Below are 20,901 nucleotides of genomic sequence, written 5' to 3' on the forward strand. Positions count from 1 at the left end.
TTTCGTCGGTGGCGCGGCGGCCGCCCCCTGGCAAGCCGCCTCGCGCGGGATGGAATTACTTGCCGGCCTGGCAGGCGGGGTTGATGGGCGGGAACACGTCGGCGCCCTTGAGCACGGACTTGACCTTGTAGTAGTCCCAGGGCGCTTTCGACTCGGCCGGCGTCTTGACCTGCAGCAGCAGCATGTCGTGCACCAGCGCACCGTCCTCGCGCAGCTTGCCCTTGCGGATCACCGCATCGTCGATGGTCATCTTGCGCAGCTGCGCCATCACGGCCTTGGCCTCGTCGGTGCCGGCGGCCTGCACGGCCTTGAGATAGCTCAGCGTGGCCGAGTAGACGCCGGCCTGGGCGGCGGTGGGCATGCGTTTTTGTATCTCGAAGAATTTCCTGGACCAGGCGCGCGAGCGGTCGTCGTAGTCCCAGTAAAAGGCTTCGCTCAAATACATGCCTTGGGCTTTGTCCAGGCCTATGCTGTGCACGTCGGAGATGTAGGTCAGCAGCGGCGCGACCACCTGCTTGCGCGTGATGCCGTATTCATTGGCCTGCTTGATGGCGTTGACCGTGTCGTTGCCGGCATTGGCCAGCGCGATCACGTCGGCCTTGGAGGCCTGGGCCTTGAGCAGGAAGGACGAAAAATCGTTGCCGGGGAAGGGGTGGCGCGAGCTGCCGACCACGCTGCCGCCATCGGCCTTGATGACCTCGGTCGCGTCTTTTTCGAGCGAATGGCCGAAGGTGTAGTCGGCGGTGACGAAGTACCAGGTCTTCTTGCCCTCCTTGACCAGCGCGCGCGCCGTGCCGGCCGCCAGCGCGTAGGTGTTGGTGGTCCACTGCGCGGTCAGCGGCGTGCATTTTTCGCCGAGGATGGCGGTGGCCAGGCCCGAGGAGGGCATGACCACACGGTTTTTCTGCCGGGCGATTTCCATCACGGCCAGCGCGGTGGAGGTGGTGGGGAAGTCCGTCACCATGTCGACCTTGCCCTGGTCGAACCAGCCGCGCGCCAGGTTGGCCGCCACGTCGGGCTTGTTCTGGTGGTCGGCGAAGATCAGCTCGACCGGCTTGCCCAGCACCTTGCCGCCCATCTCCTCGATGGCCATGCGCGCCGCCGTGACCGAGCCCTGGCCGGACAGGTCGGAGTAAATGCCCGAGAGGTCGTTGAGCACGCCTATCTTCACGACGTCATCGCTGACCTGGGCGTGGACGGAGAAGGGCGAAAGGGCCGCGCAGGCCGCCAGGCAGACGGAGAGTTTGCGAAATTGCATAAAGGGCTCCATGGGTTAAGGAAAAAAGCAAAGGAAAGGGGCGGGGTGAAAACTCAGATGCCGAGCAGCTCGTCCAGCCGGCCTTGCCGGGCTTCGACCTCGCGCTGCTCCATGACTTCAACCACCTGGCCGTGCTCGATCACGTAGTGGCGGTCCGCCAGGTGTTTGGCGAAACGGAAGTTCTGCTCCACCAGCACGATGGTGAAGCCGCGCACCTTGAGCTCGCGTATCACCTGGCCGAGCTTTTGCACGATCACGGGCGCCAGGCCTTCGGTGATCTCGTCGAGCAGCAGCAGCTGGGCACCGGTGCGCAGGATGCGCGCCATCGCGAGCATCTGCTGCTCGCCGCCCGACAGCCGCGTGCCGGGGCTGGCGGCGCGCTCCTGGAGGTTGGGAAACATGGCGTAGATCTGCTCTAGCGACATGCCGCCTTCGCCGACCTTGGGCAGCAGCAACAGGTTTTCCTCGGCGGTCAGCGAGGCATAGATGCCCCGCTCTTCGGGGCAATAACCCAGGCCCAGGCGGGCAATGCGGTGCGGCGGCAGGCCGATGGTTTCCTTGCCCGCCACGCGTATCGAGCCGGTGCGCTTGCCGACCAGCCCGAGGATGGCGCGCAGCGTGGAGGTGCGGCCCGCGCCGTTGCGGCCCAGCAGGGTGATGCATTCGCCGGCCTTGACGTCCAGGTTGATGCCCTGCAGCACATGCGATTCGCCGTACCAGGCGTGCAGGTCGCGTATGGTGAGCATGGCCTCGCCGGTGGGGTGGAGGGGTTCAGGCATCTTCTTCGACTCCCATATAGGCTTCACGCACGGCCGGGTTGGCGGAGACCTCGGCATAAGGCCCCTCGGCCAGCACCTCGCCGCGCTGCAGCACGGTGATGGTGTCGCTGATGTCGGCCACCACCTTCATGTTGTGCTCCACCATCAGCACCGTGCGCTGCGCGGAGACCTGCTTGATCAGTTGTTTGATGCGGTCCACGTCTTCGTGGCCCATGCCTTGGGTGGGCTCATCGAGCAGCAGCAGTTCCGGGTCCAGGGCCAGCGTGGTGGCGATCTCCAGCGTGCGCTTGCGGCCATAGGGCAGGTCGCCGGCGAGCAGCGCGGCAAAGCGGGCCAAGTCCACCTGCTCGAGCAGGGCCATGGCCGGCTCATCCAGCTTGCGCATGGCCGCGATCGACTGCCAGAAGTGGTATTCCACGCAGAGCTTGCGCTGCAACGCGATCTTGACGTTGTCCAGCACCGAGAGCTGCGGGAACACGGCGGAGATCTGGAAGGAGCGCACGATGCCGCGGCGCGCGGTCTGCGCGGGTTTTTCCTGCGTGATGTCGGCGCCGTTAAAGAGGATTTTTCCCTCGGTCGGCGTGTGGAACTTGGTCAGCAGGTTGAAGACCGTGGTTTTGCCGGCGCCGTTCGGGCCTATCAGCGCGTGGATGCTGCCGCGCCGCACGCGCAGGGCGACGCCCCGCACGGCGACAAAGCCGCGGAACTCCTTGGTCAGCCCCTGTGTTTCGAGAATGATGTCCTGTGGCATGGTGATGGGTGGGTACTTTCAGTCAGGGGTGGACGGGCTTGCCAGCGTGGCGATGCGCGCGGGTGACAGCGGCGGCCTGGGCGCGGGCGGCGTCCAGCCGAAAAGAAAATGCGCCGCCGCGCCGCAGACGCGGCCCTGGCAGGCGCCCATGCCGCAGCGCGTGTGCAGCTTGGCCTCGGTCCAGCTGCCGCAGCCGGCCAGCGCGGCCTGCGTCACGTCTTCGCAGCGGCAGACCAGGGTGTCGGGCCGCGCCAGGGTCTTGAGCGAGGGCGCCAGCGCGAAGTGCCGCTGCAACTGCGCGGCAAAGGCTTGCCAGTGCGCGCGGTCCGCGTTGTGGCGCTGCGCGGCGGCGCTGTTCCCCACGGCCGCGAGCCCGGCGATGCGGCCCTGCGCGAGCGCGCGCTCACTGCCGCCCACGCCTGTGCATTCGCCAGCCGCGTAAATACCAGCCACGCTGGTTGCCTGCAGACTGTCAACGGCCAGGGCCTGTGCGCCGCTGCCCGCCGGCGTCAGCGCGCAGCCCAGCAATTGGCCCAGCTCGGTGTTGGGCACCAGGCCGAAACCGCAGGCCACGCGGTCGCAGGCGATCTCGGTCTCGCGGCCGGCATGCAGCAGGCGCGCGGACTGAACGCGGCCCTCGCCTTGCGCCGAGACCACGCAGGTACTTGTGCGGTAGCGCGCGCTGGCCAGGCCCAGGGCTTGTGTGGCCTTGCCCGGCCAGCGCAGCAACTGCGCTGCAAAACCCGCGACGGCCGGCAGGCCGGCCTGCTCGGCGATGCGAACAACTTTTGCGCCGGCGCGCCGCGCCGTGTCGGCCGCCACCAGCAGCAGCGGGCCGCTGCCGGCAATCACGATGCGTTCGCCCGCGACCGGCAGGCCGGCCTTGACCAGGGCCTGCAAACCGCCGGCGCCTGTGACGCCGGGCAGCGTCCAGCCGGGGAAGGGCAGCAGCAGTTCGCGCGCGCCCGTGCACAGGATTAATTTGTCATAAGGCTGAACCCAGCCTTGTTTGGTGTCTTCCAGCAGCAGCGCGCCGGCGCCGGCCAGGCTGACCACGCGCGTGCCGCAGAGCAGGCGCACGTTAGCGCAGCGTGCCAGCGCCTCGCGCATGCGCAGCGCCTGCGGCGTCAAATGGGCCCCCGGGCCGTCGCGCCAGATCTGGCCGCCGAGGATTGGGTTGTCGTCCAGCAGCGTGATGCGGGCGCCGCTGGGCGCGGCGGCCAGCGCGGCCGCCATGCCGGCCGGGCCCGCGCCGACGATCAGCAGCTCGCACGAGGGTGCGGGGGGCGGGGGCTTGTCGGGAGCGTTCATGGATTCTGTCCTCCAGCTTGAAGCCCGGTTTCCACGCGCAGGCCGTCGCTGCACAGGGTCTGGCAGGCCAGGCGGCGCTGCCCGTCTATGCTGAGCCGGCACTCATGGCAGATGCCCATGCCGCAAAAAGGCGCGCGCGCCTCGCCGGACACGGACAGGCGCGCGCAACCCGGTGCGCGAAAAGCCAGCGCGGCGGCCACGCTGGTGCCTGCCGGCACGCGCAGCGGCAGGCCGTCGAGCAGGATTTCCACGCTGCCGGGTTTCATGGCGCTTCGCTCAGGGAAGGGACTGGTACTGCGCCGGCCGCGTGGCCAGGGCTTTTTTGACAATGCCTTCGACGAACTCGCGCTCGGCGCCAATCAAGGGCAGGCGGGGGCGGCGCATGTGCTCGGTGCCCACGCCGACCAGGGCGTCGATGAGCTTGAGGTTTTGCACCAGCTTGGTGGAGACGTCCAGGTGCAGCATGGGCGTCATCCACTGGTAGAGCTTGAGCGCTTCGGCGAACTGGCCGGCCTTCATCAGGTCGTACAGCGCAACCGTCTCGCGCGGGAAGGCGCAGCCCACGCCGGCCAGCAGGCCGTCGCAGCCCAGCGCCAGGCCTTCGTAGGCCAGGTCGTCCACGCCGAGGAAGAGCTGGTAGCGGTCACCCACCGTGTTGCGCAGGTCGGTGATGCGGCGGATGTTGTCGGTGCTCTCCTTGATGGCGACCAGCCATTCGCAGTCGGCCAGCTCGGCCATGTGCTCGGGCTTCAGGTCCACCCGGTAGGCGACCGGGTTGTTGTAGATCATCACCGGCTTGCGCGCGGCCTCGGCCATGGTGCGCACGTTGAGCATGGCTTCGCGCGCGTCGGCCACGTAGATCACCGAGGGCATGACCATAAAGCCGTCCACGCCGATCTGGTTGGCGCCGGCGATATAGCGCAGCGCCTCGCGGGTGCTGGTCTCAGACACATTGGCCAGCACCGGGATGCGGCCCTTGCTGGCGTCGATGGCGATCTTGGCAACCTGCAGCTTTTCTTCCAGCGACAGCGTGCTGGCCTCGCCCAGCGAGCCGCAGGTCACCAGGCCGTGGATGCCGTTGCGGATCTGGAAGTCGATGTGCCGCGCCGTGCCTTCGGCGTCAATGCTTTCGTCGGCGTGGAATTTGGTGGTAACGGCGGGAAAAATGCCTTGCCAGCGGGGGTTGTTCAAGGGAGTGCTCCTAAAGATAAGTGTGAAAAGGTCTGTATAAATATATTAAGAAGATATTTATTTTATCTTTATAGGGTATTAAGCAGCTTGTGTGCCAGCGGATTTGGCGGTAAAGGAGGGCTGGGATGCCTGGTTTTGGGGCCGCCAGGCGGCGCGGCTTGCCCCCTGGCGCCGGGGCGGTGCGCCGGGCACCGCCTTGATGCGCCGGCCCTGCGCGGGGCTTGGCCTGGTGCCGGGGCTGCCCAAGGGGCCCACGCCTATAATCGAATGTTCAAGTAAATCAAGCGCTTAGGTGGGTTCGACGCAGTGGGCATGACCTGACGCCGGCGGCCGGCCACCTTGCCAGACCACAACATCCAAGATGAGCCAGCCCACTTTTACTGTCGCCGACATCCGCAAGACCTTCCTCGACTTCTTCGCGTCCAAGGGCCACACCGTGGTGCCTTCCAGCTCGCTGGTGCCGGGCAACGACCCGACGCTGATGTTCACCAACTCCGGCATGGTGCAGTTCAAGGACGTGTTCCTGGGCACCGACAAGCGGCCCTACAACCGCGCGGTATCTGTCCAGGCCTGCCTGCGCGCCGGCGGCAAGCACAACGACCTGGAAAACGTGGGCTACACCGCGCGCCACCACACCTTCTTCGAGATGCTGGGCAACTGGAGCTTCGGCGACTACTTCAAGCGCGAGTCGCTCAAATGGGCCTGGGAGCTGCTGACCGAGGTCTACAAGCTGCCGCCCGAGCGCCTGATGGCCACGGTGTATCTGGAAGACGACGAGGCCTATGACATCTGGACCAAGGAAATCGGCCTGCCGCCCGAGCGCGTGATCCGCATCGGCGACAACAAGGGCGGCCGCTACAAGTCCGACAACTTCTGGATGATGGCCGACACCGGTCCCTGCGGCCCGTGCAGCGAAATCTTCTACGACCACGGCGACCATATCCCCGGCGGCCCGCCCGGCAGCCCCGATGAAGACGGCGACCGCTTCATCGAAATCTGGAACAACGTGTTCATGCAGTTCGACATGGCGGCCGACGGCAGCGTCACCAAGCTGCCCGCGCCCTGCGTGGACACCGGCATGGGCCTGGAGCGCCTGGCCGCCATCCTGCAGCACGTTCACAGCAATTACGAAATCGACATCTTTGAGGCGTTGATCAAGGCCGCCGCGCGCGAAACCGGCGAGAAGGACCTGGGCAACAAGTCGCTGCGTGTGATCGCCGACCACATCCGCGCCACCGCCTTCCTGGTCAGCGACGGCGTCAACCCGTCCAACGAAGGCCGCGGTTATGTGCAGCGCCGCATCATCCGCCGCGCGATCCGCCACGGCTACAAGCTGGGCAAGAAGACGCCTTTCTTCCACAAGCTGGTGGCCGACCTCGCCAGGCTGATGGGCGACGCTTACCCCAAGCTCAGGACCGACGAAGCCCGCATCACCGCCGTGCTCAAGGCCGAGGAAGAGCGCTTCTTTGAAACGCTGGAAATCGGCATGACCATCCTGGACACAGCGCTGGCTGGTGGCGCCAAGGTGCTGCCGGGCGAGGTGGCCTTCAAGCTGCACGACACCTACGGCTTCCCGCTGGACTTGACCAACGACGTTTGCCGCGAGCGCGATGTCCAGGTCGATGAGGCCGGCTTCAAGGCCGCGATGGACAAGCAGAAGAACCAGGCGCGTGCCGCCGGCAAGTTCAAGATGGACCGCGCGCTTGAATACAGCGGCGAGGGGCATGCCTTCACCGGCTACGAGCTGCTCGAAGAACCCGCCAAGGTGGTGGCCCTGTATGCCGACGGTGTGGCTGTGCAGGCCCTCAATGCCGGGCAAAGCGGCGTGGTGGTGCTGAGCACGACCCCGTTTTACGCCGAGAGCGGCGGCCAGGTCGGCGACCAGGGCCGTCTCACGGCAGCCGGCTCCACCTTCACCGTGGACGACACGCTCAAGATCAAGGCCGACGTGTTCGGCCACCACGGTACGCAGGAAGAGGGCACGCTGAAAGTCGGCGACACCGTGACGGCGCAGGTCAACACGGCACTTCGCGCCGCCACCGTGCGCAACCACAGCGCCACCCATTTGATGCACAAGGCCTTGCGCGAAGTGCTGGGCGAACACGTGCAGCAAAAGGGCAGCCTGGTGAATGCCGAGCGCACCCGCTTTGACTTCGCGCACGGCGCGCCCGTCACCGACGCGCAGATCCGCGAGATCGAAGCCCGTGTCAATGCCGAAATCCTCTCCAACGTGGCGACCGACGCCAGCGTGATGGCCATGGAGGATGCGCAGAAATCCGGCGCGATGATGCTGTTCGGCGAAAAGTACGGCGAGACCGTGCGTGTGCTGACGATTGGCTCCAGCAAGGAGCTCTGCGGCGGCGTTCACGTCAAACGCACCGGTGACATCGGCCTGTTCAAGATCGTCGCCGAAAGCGGTGTGGCTGCCGGTGTTCGCCGCGTCGAAGCCGTGACCGGCGAAAACGCGCTGGCCTATTTGCAGTCGCTGGAATCCACGGTGCAGGCCGCGGCCGGTTCGCTGAAAGCCAGCCCCACGGAGCTGCAAGGCCGCATCGGCCAGGTGCTGGACCAGGTCAAGACACTGGAAAAAGAAATCGCCGCGCTCAAGGGCAAGCTGGCGTCTTCGCAAGGTGATGAGCTGCTCACGCAGGCGGTGGACGTCAAGGGCCTCAAGGTGCTGGCCGCCAAGCTCGATGGCGCCGACGCCAAGACGCTGCGCGACACCATGGACAAGCTCAAGGACAAGCTCAAGACAGCCGTCATCGTGCTGGCCGCGGTCGACGGCGACAAGGTGCAGATCGCCGCGGGCGTGACGGCCGACAGCGTGGGCAAGGTCAAGGCCGGCGAACTCGTGAACTTTGTGGCCCAGCAAGTGGGCGGCAAGGGCGGCGGCAAGGCCGACATGGCCATGGCCGGCGGCACCGATGCGTCCAAGCTCGGTGACGCGCTCAAGTCGGTGCAGGGCTGGGTGACTGAACGCGCCTGAGCGCGGCTCTGTTCGAGGCTGAAAACGGCAATTCGAAAATAGCAAGGCCGGTGTCCGCAAGGGCACCGGCCTTTTTCTTTGCACTAACGGTTTCTTAGACGCCGGCCCAGAACACCGCGAACCACTGGTTCGGGTCGGTCCAGTGCTTGATCTGGCTGAAGCCTGCTTGCCGCAGCAGCGCCGTCATGCTTTCCACCGTGTACTTGTAAGAGCACTCCGTGTGGATGCGTTCGCCGGCATCAAAGCGCCGTGCATGCCCGGGCCAGCGCACGGTGAGGTCCGACAGGGCTTCGAGGTGCATCTCAATGCGCGATTGCTCGGCGTTGAACAAGGCCACGTGGCGCCATTGCCGCAAGTCGAAGTCGGAGCCCAGCAATTCATTGATGTTGAGCAGCAGGTTTTTGTTGAAAGCGGCGGTCACGCCCAGGGCGTCGTCGTAGGCAGCCTCCAGGCGCGCTGTGTCTTTGACCAGGTCTATGCCCAGCAGCAGGCCGCGGGCCTTGCCCTGCGCCGGGTCGGCGATGTGCCGCAAGAACTGCAGGGCCTGCGCCGGATGGAAGTTGCCCAGGCTGGAGCCGGGATAGAAAAACACGCGCTCGTGCTGTTGCACTTCGCGGGGCAGAACCAGGCCGGAGGAGAAGTCCATTCCCAGGCCGACGATATCGAGCGCGGGGAAGCTGTTTTGCACCTGTTCGGCCGCATCGCGCAAAAAATCGACGGAGATATCGACCGGCACATACTGCCGCGGCTGAAGATGCGGAATCAGCGCTGCGGCTTTGGCGCAATTGCCGGCGCCCAGGTCGATCAGGCAGCCGTTGTCGATACCGCTGCCGCGCAGCGTAGCCGCGATCTGCGGATAGGATGCCTCGAAAATCGCGGCCTCGGTGCGGGTAGGGTAGTACTCCCGCAGTCCCGTGATGGCCTCGAAAAGCCTGGAGCCCAGCTCGTTGTAAAAGAATTTGGGGCTGATGGCGGCCGAGGGTTCGAGCAAACCCTCTTCCAGCTCCTGCGCCGCAGTCTGGCTCTGGCCGGGCTGCGTATCGTTGTAGAGGTTGATGAACTGCGGCGAAGCCGTTGGCAAGGCCTCAGCCAGGCCGGGGAATTGGAGGGGCAGGTTCACGTTGGATCAGCCAGTTAGGTTGTATCGACAGATTTGAAAGCAGTTAGCCAGACGCCTTTGTAGGACTGAATCGCTTTGGGTGCAAGCGGCGCCGGCCAAATGCTGTCCTATATAGGGTTCGCCGGTGAACTGAACGCCGCCGCGGCGTTTCAACTGCGCCCGAGCTTTCCGTGACACTTGGTCTGTTCAAACTGCCGTTTCTTACAAAAAGACGCGGCATCCTGCCCGGGCAAGCTACAAGGCCGGCGCCTCCTGGCCGGCCGGCTCACCTCCCTGCGCAAACTGCCGCAGGGTTTCACCGGCCATGCGGTAGCGAACCCATTCGGCCTGCGGCTTCGCCCCCAGCGACTGGTAGAACTGGATGGCCGGTTCGTTCCAGTCCAGCACGCTCCATTCGAAGCGCCCGCAGCCGCTGTCAAACGCCAGCCGGGCCAGGTGGCGCAACAGCCGCTTGCCGGCGCCGCTGCCCCGGTGTTGGGGCGATACGTATAAATCCTCCAGGTACAGGCCTTTGCGGCCCAGCCAGGTGGAGTAGCTGAGGAAGTACACCGCAAAGCCCACCGGCCGGCCGTCCATCTCGCAAATCAGGCCGCGGGCGGGTGAGCCGGGCTCAAACAGGCTGCGCTCGATGTCCGCGACGCTCGCGATGACCTCATGCTCCGCTTTTTCGTAGATGGCCAGCTCGACGATGAAGGCGTGGATCTGCGCGGCGTCGCGCGCTTGCGCGTCGCGGATAACGATGTTCATGGGTTTCCTGTGATGAGATGGATTGTGTTGAAGACGCCGGCTGGCGTATGCAGGCATGCTATCAAGCGATGCTATCGCTTCCTTAAAATGCAGGCAGCCTCCGTTCTTCCCATGCCCATTCAATCCCCTTCCCGCCGCCATTTCCTGCAGCAGGCCCTTGCCGCAGGCTCAGCTGCCGCCGTGCTTCCGTCCAGGTCGCAGGGGCTGAGCGGCCCAGCCTATGAGGTGACTCCCTGGTCCGGTCCGGTGTCTACCTTCGCGCTGGTCGATACCCACGGAAAGACATGGCGCCCGGCAGACCTGCACGGCCGCGCCGTCATGCTGAATTTCTGGGCCAGCTGGTGCGAACCCTGCCGTGCCGAGATGCCGACGCTGCAACAGGTCGCCGATTTTTACGGGCCGGAGAAGCTATTGGTGCTGGCCGTCAACTTCAAGGAGCCGGCTGCGCGCGCCCTGCAGTTCGCCAAAACGACAGGCGTCACACTGCCGGTGCTGCTGGACCAGGACGGCAAGGCGGCGCGAGCCTGGGGCGTGAAAGTTTTCCCGACAACCTTGATGATGGATGTGGCCGGCCGGCCGCGCCTGCGTGTCAAGGGCGAAGTCGACTGGACTGGGCCCGCGGCTGAAAAGCTGATCGCCGGCCTGCTCAAGCCCTGAGGGTGCCTGGCTCGCGCGCCTGGTCAGCGCGGGCCGGCGGCGATAATGGCGCCTGACATCCCGGGGCATCTTTACCTGCCGCGGTGCACGTCGCCCTCACCCCGGAGCCTTTATGACCACCGTACGCCGTACCTTTCTGAAAAACACCGCCGCCGCCGCCATGGCTGCCTCGCTGCCCACCCTCCATTACGCCCAGACTTCCCCGGCGCCCAGCCGCAAACACTTCGCCCCCCAAAGCGGCGCCTGGCGTACTTTTGACGTGACCACGCGCGTGGACATCCTCAAGCCGCAGGGCGTGACCAAGGTCTGGTTGCCCATCCCCTCGGTCAACAGCGACTACCAGCATTCGCTGGGCAACAGTTTCTCAAGCAATGGCAGCACGCAGCTGGCGCAGGACGGCCGCGACGGCGCGAAGATGCTTTTCGTTGAATTCCCGGCCACCGAAGCCAAACCCTTTGTGGAACTCACCAGCCGTGTGCAGACCCAGGGCCGCGCCATCGACTGGTCGCAGAAAACCGCCGCGGCCGAAAGCGCCGACACGCTGCGCTATTTCACGCGCCCGACCACGCTGATCCCGACCGACGGCATCGTGCGCAAGACCGCGTTGGCGGCCACCCAGGGCGCGAAGACCGATGTTGAAAAAGCGCAAAAGCTCTATGACTGGATCGTCGCCAACACCTACCGCGAACCCAAGGTGCGCGGCTGCGGCGAGGGCGACATCAAGACCATGCTGGAAACCGGCAATCTGGGCGGCAAGTGCGCCGACCTCAATGCGCTGTTTGTCGGCCTGTGCCGCTCGGTGGGCCTGCCGGCGCGCGACGTCTACGGCATACGCCTGGTGCCCTCGGCCTTCGGCTACAAGGAGCTTTCGGGCAACCCGGCCAGCCTCAAGGGCGCCCAGCAKTGCCGCTCGGAGGTCTACCTCAAGGGCCACGGCTGGGTGGCGATGGACCCGGCCGACGTGGCCAAGGTGATGCGCCTGGAAACGGCGGACTGGATCAAGACCACCACCGACCCGGTGGTGGCGCCCGTGAACAAGGCGCTGTTCGGCGGCTGGGAAGGCAACTGGATGGCCTACAACACGGCGCACGACCTGGCCCTGCCGAAGTCGGCCGGCGAGAAGCTCGGTTTCTTTATGTAYCCCATCGGCGAGAACACGGCGGGGCGTTTTGATTCCTACGCGCCGGATGATTTCAAGTACCAGATCACGGCCAGGGAAGTTGCCTGAGGGTAGACGATTCCGTTCTTTCCAAAAAATGCCCTCTTTGCGAGGGCATTTTTATTTCCGCCGTGACGATGCAAACCTAGCTCGGCGGCGTAGCCATCACGCGCTGCAGCAGCGCCTCGTAGCGCGATACCACTTCCGCATTGCCCGGCAGGTAGCGCGCGATCAGCTCGCGTTGCCTCGCCGCATAGGCGCCTGCCTGCTCGTCATGCTTGTCGAACACCTCCAGCAGGCGCGCGCAGCCGGCCTCAACATCATTGCCTTCGTAGTAGTAACCCAGGTCGGCGCACAGGTGGGCGTTGTGCACCAGCGGATAGCCCTGCCAGCAGACCTCGAGGTAAAAGTAATTGAGCGCGTTTTCCCACTGGTGCGAGATCACGACGTCGCTCATCTCGCTGAGGAAGGCCGGTGTTTCATACACGCCCAGGAAAGAGGCCTTGTGCTGGCGCACGATGTCGAGCTGGTTCATGAGCGCGACAAATTCCTTGCTTTCATGCGCCAGGCGCGAGGCATTGGTGACGTGCAGCCAGGCAATCGCCTCGGGCCTGCGCCGGTACGCTTCTTCGGCGATCAGGATGGGGTAGAGGCAAAACTTCACCACGTCCAGGTTTTGTTCCATCACGCTGAGCCGGCGCGGGCCGTGCCGCGGGTGGTAGCGCCCCGCGTCCGGCAGGGCCTGGCTGCGTTCTTCGATGAACACCGGGTCCCAGACAAAGGGCACGACGGTGGCCGGCCTGCGCCGCAGCGTTGAAAAATAATGCTGGCTGATGGGCGCCACCTGCGGGATCACCCAGAGGTCGTCATAACGCTGGTTGATAAAAAGGTCATAGCCCCACAGCGGCCTGCCGAAGAGGATGGACTCCATGGTGTGCACATACTCAAAGCCGCAGCAGTAGGACACCAGGCGCGTTCCGCGCCGCTTGAGGTAGTCGGTTTGCTCCGCGCTGACCTGGCCGCCGAGTTCTATCAGCACATCGAGCGAATCCTTGGCGTCTTCAAAAGCAACCGTGGGCCAGCGCCGCTGGTCCCAGGGCAGGGCCGCCGTGATGCGCACGGCGGTGGTGTTGACCAGCCGCACCGAGCCCACCAGCCTGGAGCCCTTGAGGGCCTCGGCCAGGAACACCGCGTTTTGTTTGATGCCGTTGTTCCACAGCGTCTCGGCCTCCTGGTGCAGGCCGATGGTGATGCCTATGCGCAGACCGGGGTTTGAGGGGGCCATGGTTGCGCCCTCAGCCGGTCAAAAGCCCGGCCAGCAGTTCGTCGTAGCGGGCCACCAGCTCGGGGTTGGCGGCCGTGTGCACCCGCAGCAGCTCGCGTTGCCGTGCGGCATATTCGGTGGCCGCGTCGTCATGCCGCTCCAGCACCTGCAGCAACTGGTGCGCGCCCGCTTGCACGTCGTTGCCTTCGTAGTAGTAGCCTAATTCCTTGCACATGCCGGCGTTGTGCACCAGTGGGTAACCCAGCCAGCAGACGTCGAAGTAGAAATAATTGAGCGGGTTGTCCCACTGGTTGGAGACCACCACATCGGCGTGTTCACCCAGGAAGTTTGCCGTGTCGTAGCGGCCCAGGAAGGTGGCCTTGCCGGCATTGACGATGTCGAGCTGGAACATCAGCAACTGGAACTCGCGGCTTTGTTCGGCCAGGTGCTTGGCGCTGCACACGTTGAGGAATTCAATGCGCTCAGGCTGCGCGCGAAAGGCCTCTTCGGCGATCAGGATGGGATAGATGCAGGCCTTGACCACATCCATATTCGGTTCCATGACCGCCAGGCGCTTGGCTGGGCGGCCCGGCTGGTAGCGGGCGCCGTGGGGCAACGCCGCCACGCTGGACTCCAGCCAGCGCGGGTCCCAGACAAAGGGCACCACCTTGGCCGGGCAGCGCCTCAGGGTCTGGATAAAGGACAGCGAGTTGTTGGCCACCTGGGGAATCACCCAGATCTCGTCATAGTGGCGGTTCATGTAAACACCGCCCGGCCACAGCGGCCGGCCGAACAGGATGGACTCCAGCACCACCACATACTCGCTGCCGCAGCAGTAGCTGACCAGCCGCGTGCCGGCCGCCTTCAGTTGCAGGGAATGGGCTTCGCTGATGCCGCCGCCGAGTTCGATCAGCACGTCGAGGTCGTTCATAGCGGCCTCCAGCGTGACGACGGGGAAGGTATTGAGGTCCCAGGGCAACTGGCCGGTGATGGGCACGTCGGTGGTGTTGACCAGCTGCACGCGGTGGCCCAGCGGCGAGGCCTTCAGCACGCAGGCCAGGTTCAGCGCGTTCTGCTTGATGCCGTTGACCCACAGGCTTTCATCGGGAGACCGAAGGCCTATGGTGATGCCTATGCGCAGGGCAGCCATGTCCGTATGCCCCGGCGTTATCGCCTCGGCGCTCTCTGGGCCGGGTCTTTCCAGTCGTACTCGACATGGCGGCGGATGATGAGGCAGCCGGGCGGCGAATCGATCAACGTCACCGAGGCCCCCGGGTCGCGCGGGTCGACGTAGACGGTGAAGGTGGCCAGCAACTGCGTGGCCTGGTAGCCGCCCAGCTCCTGCTGCGCAATGCTTTTGCAGGCAAAGGGCGCGACCGAGATGCGCTCGGCCGCGATCGAGCAGCCGCCCGCCGCGTCCGGCACCGCCGTCAGGGAAAAGGCCAGGGACGCGTTTTTGTACTCGACGCCGCTGAGGGAGAAGAAGGGGCCGCCGTCGGGGTTCTTGCGGTCCCAGTCGACCAGCACGTCGTTGCCCGTGCTGCCGCTGACGGTCAGCGAGGACAGGCGGGTGATGGCCGGCAGGCAGCGCCGCACGCCCACATTGGTGGCGGCCGCCGTCAGTGCGTCCAGCGGAACGCCGGCGGCGGGTGCCGGCAACACCGGGCCCGCGGGCGGGCGCTGCGGCGTCACCTGCGCATGGGCAGGGACAGCCTGGGCGCACACCATGGCGGCGGCCAGCAGCGCATACACGTGCTGCCGCAAAAGCGAAACGGGGTGGAGGGTCTTGGTCATCACGGTGGGCCTGCGCGGTACAGATTGACCAGCGCCTCATTGTAGGCACGGACGTTGTTTTCGTTCTCGGGGGCCAGGGTGCGCAAAAAGGTGCGCGCGCGCTCCCGGTAGTTCGCCAGGTCCGCGTCGTGCTGGGAAAAAGCCTGCAGCAGCGCCAGGCCGCCTTCCTCGCAGTCGAAGCCGGGGTAGAAGTAGCCGCAATCCCCGATGAAGGTGGAGTTGTGGACCAGCGGGTAGCCGCCGTAAAGGGCCTCGTAGTAGAGGTAGTTCTGACCGTTCTCCCACTGGTGGCAGACGACGGCATCGACCTGCGACGACAGGCACTGGTAGACCGGAAAGCGGCCTTCGAAGACGGCCAGGCCGTGCCTGACGATGTCCAGGCTGTTGGCGAAGCCGACGAAGGTGACGTGGTCCTTCATGTGGTAGCTGTTGTAGACCCGCATCAACTCGATGGCGCGCGGATTGGCCCGGTGCGCCATGTCGATCAGCAGCATCGGCAGGTGGCTGGTCTTGACCATGCAGATGTTGGGCTCGAAGATACCCAGCCGCCACTTCTTGCGGCCCGGTTTGTAGCCGAAGGTCTCGCCGTTGGGAAGGGTCGCCGCCGCGCGGTCGATCACGCCGGGGCTCCAGAGGTGCTGCATCAGCCGCACCGGCGCGCGCATCGCGCTGCCGAAGTAGTGCATGCAGCTGCGTTCGTACTCGGCCAGCGTCCAGATTTCGTCGTAGGGCGTTCCGGCGATCAGCAAGCCGTGCTGCTTGTTGAAGATCATGCGCTCGATGTCGATGACGTAGTCGTTGCCGACGCGCATGGTCACGATTTTTCCGCCACGTTCGCGAAAGCTCACGGCCCAGTCGCGGCTGAGCTGCGCGCTCATCTCTATCATCACGTCGAGCTTGTCGGAAGCGGCCGCCATGTCGATGATGGGCACGGGCGAATCGGCCATGAAGCGCTGGGCGTCGGCCGCGTCGCCGTCTCCGCCCCCGCTGACCAGGTAGGTTTCGGCCACATTCGGCGCCTTCAGCAGCAGCATCACCAGAAACAGGCAGTTCTGGTAGATGCCGTTTTCCCAGAGCGACTGTTCGCCCTTGCGCACATAAATGGAAACGCCGACGCGCAGGCGGTCGGCCACGCTTGCCTTGGATTTGCTCATGCCGCGGCTCCCGCGCCCGCCGCGTTGCGGAAAAGCGATTGCAGCCTGCGCGCCAGGCTTTGCAGGTTGCCGTGCGCGAAGGGATCCACGCCGGCGATCACCCGCTGGGCCTGCTTGCGGTGGTGCTCAAGGCGACTGTCGTGCCCGCTGGCGGCCAGCAGCAGCCTGGCGCCGCCTTCCACCGTGTTGAAGTCAGGGTAGTAGTAGTCGGAATACCCGGCGTCGCGCAGCCAGGGCGAGTTGTGGATCAGCGGGTAGTTGCCGTGCAGGGCGTCCAGGTAGTTGTAGTTCTGGTCGTTTTGCCACTGGTGCGACACCACGGCGTCGGCATGCTGGACCATGTAGCCGGCAAAGTCGTGGCGGCCCTGGAAGATCGCCTTGTGCTGCTTGACCAGGTTGAGCGAGTTGGCCAGGTAGAGCAGCGTGGGGTGGTCCTTCAGGTGCAGGGTGTTGAGCACGTGCATGAAATCCACTTGTGCGGGTTGCGCGCGGTAGGCCTCGTCGCAGATCAGCATGGGAATGTTGGTGCATTTGACGACCGACACATTGGGCTCGAAGATCGCCACGCGCAGGCCCGCGCCCGGCGCACGCGGCTTGTAGCCGAAGGAATAGCCTTCTTTTTCCAGCTCCCGGGCGCGCGCGTCCAGGAACTGCGGCGACCAGATATAGGGCACCTCATGCACCGGGCAGCGGTGCAGGGCGCGCAGCATGGGCGCGAACGCGGCAAAGTCCTTGGGCAGGATCCAGATTTCGTCGCATCGATCGGCCCGGCTGAAGAAGCCCGGGCGTTCAAACACGCTGGGCTCGATCAGGCCGACGTAGGGCTGGCCGGCGCAGTACCAGACCACTTTTTTGCCCTGGGCCCGCAGGTAGTCCAGCCATTTGACGTCCAGCGCGCCGGCCATCTCGATGGCCAGGTCGATGTGGTCGGTGGCTTCGTGCGCGGACATCATGCGCAGGCCCAGCGCATCCAGGTTGACCTGCGGCGGCATGGTGCTCTGGTCTCCGCCGTTGAGCAGCACGACGGACTGCACAAAGGGCAGCTTCTGGAAGGACTGGGCCAGGAAGATGACGTTCTGCCCCAGCCCGTTTTCCCAGATGTTCTGGCCGGCGTGTGTGAGGACCGAGATACCGATACGCATGCTTGTTGTCTCTCCCAAAGCAATGAGCGCCGGGGGCCCTGAGGGGGCCGCGCGGCGCTCACCGGGAGCCGGGGGGCTCCATCTGACGGTTTAAGGCGCTCAGGCCATTCTACTTAACGCCATTTCCAGCTTGCGCCGAAGTTCATGCCCCACTCCTTGCCGGTGGTCGAGACGCCGAAGCCCCAGGCGCTCTTGCCGTCGTTGTTGAGGGCCTTGAAGTTCAGGCCCAGCGCGCCGTAGCCCTTGTAATTGCCCACGCCTATGCCCAGGGCTTTTTCGCCGCCTTCAAGGTTGGGCATGTAGGTGGCGGCCATGGCCATGCTCATCGCGATGCCGGAATAAGCGACACGCCGCACGTCGTTGAGCTGGCCGACGTTGACCGCGTCCGTGGCGTAGACGCCGGGGGCCACGTTGGTGATGCGGCGCTCATTGCCGGGCGAGCCCACCGACACGGTGTTGGGCTGGTCCGCGACCGAGAAGGCGCCCAGCGCCACGGCGCGGGTTGCGGTGGCTTCGGCGCTGGCGCCCAGGGCCACCGAGTCATTGCCCGAGGCCAGCGAGTTGGATCCCACCGCGGTGGCCGGGTCGGCAATCGCCCTGGCCTGGAAGCCGATGGCGACGGAGCCCTCGTAGGTGGCCGTCGCGCGGAAGCCGATGGCGGTGGTGTTCTTGTCCTGGGCCAGCGATTGCGAKCCGTAGGCGGTGGCGCCGGTGGCGACCGTTGTGGCCGTGGCGCCGTTCACCCCGGCACGGGTGCCGGCGCTGGCGCACAGGCCCGTGGCCGTGGTGTCCGCGCCGTTGGCCACCGTGCAATCGGAAGGTGAGGCCACGGTCTGCAGCGTCGTGCCGTTAAAGGAGTTGCCCTGCGTGAGCAACCCGGCGCCGGCGGCGCCGCCCGCGGTGGAGCCTATGAGAGCGCCGCCGTTGGCCGCCGCTGAATTCGCCGCGTTGACCAGCGAAGCCAGGGCCGCGGTGCCCGAGGTCGCGCTCGACAGCCCGGTGGACAGCGAGGCAATGCCGTTGTTGGCGGTGCTCAGGCCCGTGGACAGTGAAGTCACGCCGTTGCTGAGGCCGCTCAGACCTGTGGACAGCGAGATGATGCCGCTGTTGGCGGTGCTCAGGCCGGTGGAGGTCGAGGTGGACAGGGAGCTGAGGCCGGTGGAGGCGGACGTGGACAGCGAGGTGACGTTGCTGTTGGTGGTGCTCAAGCCCGTCGACAGCGAACTGGTGCCCGTGGAAACCGAGGTCGACAGCGAAGTCACCGTGCTGTTGACGGTGCTCAGCCCGGTGGAGACAGAACTGAAGCCTGTCGACAGCGAGCTGAACCCGGTCGAGGTCGAGGTGGACAGCGAATTGAGCCCTGTCGACAGCGAACTGATGCCTGTGGACGTCGAGGTCGACAGCGAGGCGACGTTGCTGTTCGTGGTGCTCAGGCCCGTGGACAGCGAGCTGACGCCCGTGGACAGGGAACTCACACCGGTGGACAGCGAGCTGATGCCGGTGGAGGTCGAAGTCGACAGCGAATCAATGCTGGTCGACAGGGAACTGATGCCTGTCGAGGTGGAGGTCGACAGCGAACTGACCCCGGTCGACAAGGAACTCACCCCCGTCGACAGCGAACTGATGCCCGTCGAGGCGGAGGTCGACAGGGAGCTGATACCGGTGGACAGGGAACTGACACCGGTCGAGAGCGAGCTGACGCCGGTGGACAGGGAACTCACGCCCGTCGACAGCGAGCTCACACCGGTGGAGGTCGAGGTGGACAGCGACGTGACGTTGCTGTTGGTGGTGCTCAGGCCCGTGGACAGCGAACTGGCGCTGGTGGAGGTCGAGGTGGACAGCCCGTCGATGGCGGTCGACAGCGAACTGATGCCGGTCGAGGCCGAGGTGGACAGCACCGCGACATTGCTGTTGGTGGTGCTGATGCCTGTCGAGAGGGAGCCCACGCTGGTCGACAGCGAGATAAAGCCGGTGGACAGCGATCCAAACCCGGTGGACAGGGAGCCGAAGCCGGTCGACAGCGAACTGATGCCCGTGGAGGTCGAGGTCGACAGGGAGTCCAGGCCCGTGGACAGCGAACTCACGCCCGTCGACAGCGAACTGGTGCTGGTGGAGCCCGAGGTCGACAGCGAGTCGATGGCCGTGGACAGGGAGCTCACACCGGTCGAGGTGGAGGTCGACAGCGAGGCGACATTGCTGTTTGTGCCGCTCAGGCCGGTGGACAGTGAACTGAAGCCTGTTGATGCGGAGGTGGACAAAGAGTTGAATCCCGTCGAGATCGAGCTGAAGCCTGTCGAGATTGAGCTGAAGCCCGTGGACACCGTGTTGAATCCCGTGGACAGCGATGCAACATTGCTGTCGGTGGTGCTCAGGCCGGTGGACAGCGAACTGAAGCCGGTTGACGTGGAAGTCGACAGCGAGCTAAAGCCTGTCGAGATCGAGCTGAAGCCCGTTGAGAGGGAGCTGAAACCGGTCGATGCCGACGTCGACAGCGAACTGAACCCGGTGGAGATCGAGCTGAACCCCGTAGAGATGGAGCCAAAGCCGGTGGACAGCGATGCGACATTGCTGTCGGTGGTGCTCAGGCCCGTGGACAGCGAACTGAAGCCCGTCGAGGTGGAAGTCGACAGCGAGGTGATCCGGCTGGCCGAGGTGCTCAGGCCCGTCGAGGCTGACGTGGACAGCGACCCGATGCCGGTCGAGGCGGATGTCGACAGCGCCGCCAGGTTGCTGTCGGTGGTGCTGAGGCCGGTGGACAGCGAGCTGAAGCCGGTCGAGAGGGAACTGAAACCCGTGGACACGGAGCTGAAGCCCGTCGACAGGGATGCGACGTTGCTGTCGGTGGTGCTCAGGCCGGTGGAGAGCGAGCCGATGCCGCTGGTGGCGGTGCTCAGGCCCGTGGAGGTCGATGTCGACAACGAGGCCAGACTGCTGTTTGTCGTGCTCAGGCCGGTAGACAGCGAACTGGTCGATGTCGACAGCGAGGTCACGTTGCTGTCCGTGGTGCTCAAGCCGGTGGAAAGGGATGCGATGCCGCTGCTGGCCGTGCTCAAGCCGGTGGATGTTGAGGTCGACAGCGAAGTGACATTGCTGTTCGTCGTGCTGAGGCCGCTCGATGTCGAAGTGGACAGCGACGTGATCCGGCTGTCGGCGGTGCTCAAACCCGTGGAAGTCGATGTGGACAGCGAGGTGACGTTGCTGTTGGTCGTGCTCAGGCCGGTAGACAGCGAACTGGCCGAAGTCGACAGGGATGCAATGCCGCTGCTGGCGGTGCTCAGGCCGGTCGATGTCGAGGTCGAAAGCGAAGTGGTTCTGCTGTCGGCGGTGCTCAAGCCTGTAGAGGTCGACGTGGACAGCGATGTGACGTTGCTGTCCGTGGTGCTCAAGCCGGTGGAAAGGGATGCGATGCCGCTGCTGGCCGTGCTCAAGCCGGTGGATGTTGAGGTCGACAGCGAAGTGACATTGCTGTTCGTCGTGCTGAGGCCGCTCGATGTCGAAGTGGACAGCGACGTGATCCGGCTGTCGGCGGTGCTCAAACCCGTGGAAGTCGATGTGGACAGCGAGGTGACATTGCTGTTGGTCGTGCTC

At 65.2% G+C, this 20,901-nt stretch carries 18 protein-coding genes; 4 read left to right on the forward strand and 14 right to left on the reverse strand.

Going from position 1 to position 20,901, the window contains the following annotated elements; all coding sequences use genetic code 11:
• Window positions 1-55: 55 nt before the first annotated feature.
• Genes AC1DXS_RS14780 through AC1DXS_RS14805 form a run of 6 tightly spaced genes read right to left on the reverse strand, consistent with a single transcriptional unit; the run spans window position 56 to window position 5,290 of the window.
• Window positions 56-1,258, reverse strand: coding sequence for an ABC transporter substrate-binding protein (locus AC1DXS_RS14780; RefSeq protein ID WP_477738240.1), 1,203 nt, complete (start codon window positions 1,256-1,258; stop codon window positions 56-58).
• A gap of 53 nt (window positions 1,259-1,311) precedes the next feature.
• Complete coding sequence (locus tag AC1DXS_RS14785) at window positions 1,312-2,037, reverse strand: ABC transporter ATP-binding protein (protein WP_477738241.1); 726 nt, start codon at window positions 2,035-2,037, stop codon at window positions 1,312-1,314.
• Window positions 2,030-2,788 (reverse strand): ABC transporter ATP-binding protein, encoded by a 759-nt coding sequence (locus AC1DXS_RS14790; RefSeq protein ID WP_477738242.1) that lies wholly within the window; start codon window positions 2,786-2,788, stop codon window positions 2,030-2,032. Before AC1DXS_RS14790 ends, AC1DXS_RS14785 begins: the two co-directional genes overlap by 8 nt.
• A gap of 18 nt (window positions 2,789-2,806) precedes the next feature.
• Entirely contained in the window at window positions 2,807-4,099 is a 1,293-nt protein-coding gene (locus AC1DXS_RS14795) for an FAD-dependent oxidoreductase (RefSeq protein WP_477738243.1), read from the reverse strand.
• Entirely contained in the window at window positions 4,096-4,350 is a 255-nt protein-coding gene (locus AC1DXS_RS14800) for a 2Fe-2S iron-sulfur cluster-binding protein (RefSeq protein ID WP_477738259.1), read from the reverse strand. The genes AC1DXS_RS14795 and AC1DXS_RS14800 overlap by 4 nt, the downstream gene beginning before the upstream one ends.
• Window positions 4,351-4,375: 25 nt before the next feature.
• Window positions 4,376-5,290, reverse strand: coding sequence for a dihydrodipicolinate synthase family protein (locus AC1DXS_RS14805; RefSeq protein WP_477738244.1), 915 nt, complete (start codon window positions 5,288-5,290; stop codon window positions 4,376-4,378).
• 361 nt (window positions 5,291-5,651) lie between these two features.
• Between AC1DXS_RS14805 and alaS the strand changes: the two genes are divergently transcribed.
• Complete coding sequence (alaS, locus tag AC1DXS_RS14810) at window positions 5,652-8,276, forward strand: alanine--tRNA ligase (protein ID WP_477738245.1); 2,625 nt, start codon at window positions 5,652-5,654, stop codon at window positions 8,274-8,276.
• 94 nt (window positions 8,277-8,370) lie between these two features.
• On the opposite strand, the gene egtD is transcribed toward alaS, so the two are convergent.
• Complete coding sequence (gene egtD / locus AC1DXS_RS14815) at window positions 8,371-9,396, reverse strand: L-histidine N(alpha)-methyltransferase (protein ID WP_477738246.1); 1,026 nt, start codon at window positions 9,394-9,396, stop codon at window positions 8,371-8,373.
• Window positions 9,397-9,630: 234 nt separating this feature from the next.
• Window positions 9,631-10,143 carry an N-acetyltransferase family protein gene (locus AC1DXS_RS14820; RefSeq protein ID WP_477738247.1) on the reverse strand — a complete coding sequence of 171 codons (513 nt, stop codon included), beginning with the start codon at window positions 10,141-10,143 and terminating at the stop codon, window positions 9,631-9,633.
• 111 nt (window positions 10,144-10,254) lie between these two features.
• Here AC1DXS_RS14820 and AC1DXS_RS14825 point away from each other — a divergent pair, with 111 nt between their 5' ends.
• On the forward strand, window positions 10,255-10,800 hold the full coding sequence (locus AC1DXS_RS14825) for a TlpA family protein disulfide reductase (RefSeq protein ID WP_477738248.1): 546 nt from the start codon (window positions 10,255-10,257) through the stop codon (window positions 10,798-10,800).
• 112 nt (window positions 10,801-10,912) lie between these two features.
• Entirely contained in the window at window positions 10,913-12,028 is a 1,116-nt protein-coding gene (locus AC1DXS_RS14830; RefSeq protein ID WP_477738249.1) for a transglutaminase-like domain-containing protein, read from the forward strand.
• 76 nt (window positions 12,029-12,104) lie between these two features.
• Here the strand turns inward: AC1DXS_RS14830 and AC1DXS_RS14835 are convergent, their stop codons facing one another.
• The 6 genes from AC1DXS_RS14835 to AC1DXS_RS14860 all read right to left on the reverse strand — a co-directional run bounded on the left by AC1DXS_RS14835 (window position 12,105) and on the right by AC1DXS_RS14860 (window position 18,521).
• Complete coding sequence (locus AC1DXS_RS14835) at window positions 12,105-13,244, reverse strand: DUF2827 domain-containing protein (RefSeq protein WP_477738250.1); 1,140 nt, start codon at window positions 13,242-13,244, stop codon at window positions 12,105-12,107.
• A gap of 10 nt (window positions 13,245-13,254) precedes the next feature.
• Window positions 13,255-14,373 carry a DUF2827 domain-containing protein gene (locus tag AC1DXS_RS14840; RefSeq protein ID WP_477738251.1) on the reverse strand — a complete coding sequence of 373 codons (1,119 nt, stop codon included), beginning with the start codon at window positions 14,371-14,373 and terminating at the stop codon, window positions 13,255-13,257.
• 17 nt (window positions 14,374-14,390) lie between these two features.
• Complete coding sequence (locus AC1DXS_RS14845; RefSeq protein WP_477738252.1) at window positions 14,391-15,017, reverse strand: hypothetical protein; 627 nt, start codon at window positions 15,015-15,017, stop codon at window positions 14,391-14,393.
• Window positions 15,017-16,171, reverse strand: coding sequence for a DUF2827 domain-containing protein (locus AC1DXS_RS14850; RefSeq protein ID WP_477738253.1), 1,155 nt, complete (start codon window positions 16,169-16,171; stop codon window positions 15,017-15,019). The genes AC1DXS_RS14845 and AC1DXS_RS14850 overlap by 1 nt, the downstream gene beginning before the upstream one ends.
• Window positions 16,168-17,313: a DUF2827 domain-containing protein gene (locus AC1DXS_RS14855; RefSeq protein WP_477738254.1), complete on the reverse strand. Its 1,146-nt coding sequence runs from the start codon at window positions 17,311-17,313 to the stop codon at window positions 16,168-16,170. The genes AC1DXS_RS14850 and AC1DXS_RS14855 overlap by 4 nt, the downstream gene beginning before the upstream one ends.
• A 113-nt stretch (window positions 17,314-17,426) precedes the next feature.
• On the reverse strand, window positions 17,427-18,521 hold the full coding sequence (locus AC1DXS_RS14860) for a YadA family autotransporter adhesin (RefSeq protein WP_477738255.1): 1,095 nt from the start codon (window positions 18,519-18,521) through the stop codon (window positions 17,427-17,429).
• Here AC1DXS_RS14860 and AC1DXS_RS14865 point away from each other — a divergent pair.
• Window positions 18,484-20,901, forward strand: a 2,418-nt coding sequence (locus AC1DXS_RS14865) for a hypothetical protein (protein WP_477738256.1), incomplete at its 3' end; no start/stop codon positions are given. The two genes, AC1DXS_RS14860 and AC1DXS_RS14865, sit on opposite strands and share 38 nt — an antisense overlap.

This window comes from Polaromonas sp. P3_B1, assembly GCF_056402935.1.

Excerpts from the sequence above, each read along its gene's own strand:
- AC1DXS_RS14780 (WP_477738240.1), bottom strand. The coding sequence starts at position 1,258 with ATGCAATTTCGCAAACTCTCCGTCTGCCTGGCGGCCTGCGCGGCCCTT.
- AC1DXS_RS14785 (WP_477738241.1), bottom strand. The coding sequence starts at position 2,037 with ATGCCTGAACCCCTCCACCCCACCGGCGAGGCCATGCTCACCATACGC.
- AC1DXS_RS14790 (WP_477738242.1), bottom strand. The coding sequence starts at position 2,788 with ATGCCACAGGACATCATTCTCGAAACACAGGGGCTGACCAAGGAGTTC.
- AC1DXS_RS14795 (WP_477738243.1), bottom strand. The coding sequence starts at position 4,099 with ATGAACGCTCCCGACAAGCCCCCGCCCCCCGCACCCTCGTGCGAGCTG.
- alaS (WP_477738245.1), top strand. The coding sequence starts at position 5,652 with ATGAGCCAGCCCACTTTTACTGTCGCCGACATCCGCAAGACCTTCCTC.
- AC1DXS_RS14820 (WP_477738247.1), bottom strand. The coding sequence starts at position 10,143 with ATGAACATCGTTATCCGCGACGCGCAAGCGCGCGACGCCGCGCAGATC.
- AC1DXS_RS14825 (WP_477738248.1), top strand. The coding sequence starts at position 10,255 with ATGCCCATTCAATCCCCTTCCCGCCGCCATTTCCTGCAGCAGGCCCTT.
- AC1DXS_RS14835 (WP_477738250.1), bottom strand. The coding sequence starts at position 13,244 with ATGGCCCCCTCAAACCCCGGTCTGCGCATAGGCATCACCATCGGCCTG.
- AC1DXS_RS14840 (WP_477738251.1), bottom strand. The coding sequence starts at position 14,373 with ATGGCTGCCCTGCGCATAGGCATCACCATAGGCCTTCGGTCTCCCGAT.
- AC1DXS_RS14845 (WP_477738252.1), bottom strand. The coding sequence starts at position 15,017 with ATGACCAAGACCCTCCACCCCGTTTCGCTTTTGCGGCAGCACGTGTAT.
- AC1DXS_RS14850 (WP_477738253.1), bottom strand. The coding sequence starts at position 16,171 with ATGAGCAAATCCAAGGCAAGCGTGGCCGACCGCCTGCGCGTCGGCGTT.
- AC1DXS_RS14855 (WP_477738254.1), bottom strand. The coding sequence starts at position 17,313 with ATGCGTATCGGTATCTCGGTCCTCACACACGCCGGCCAGAACATCTGG.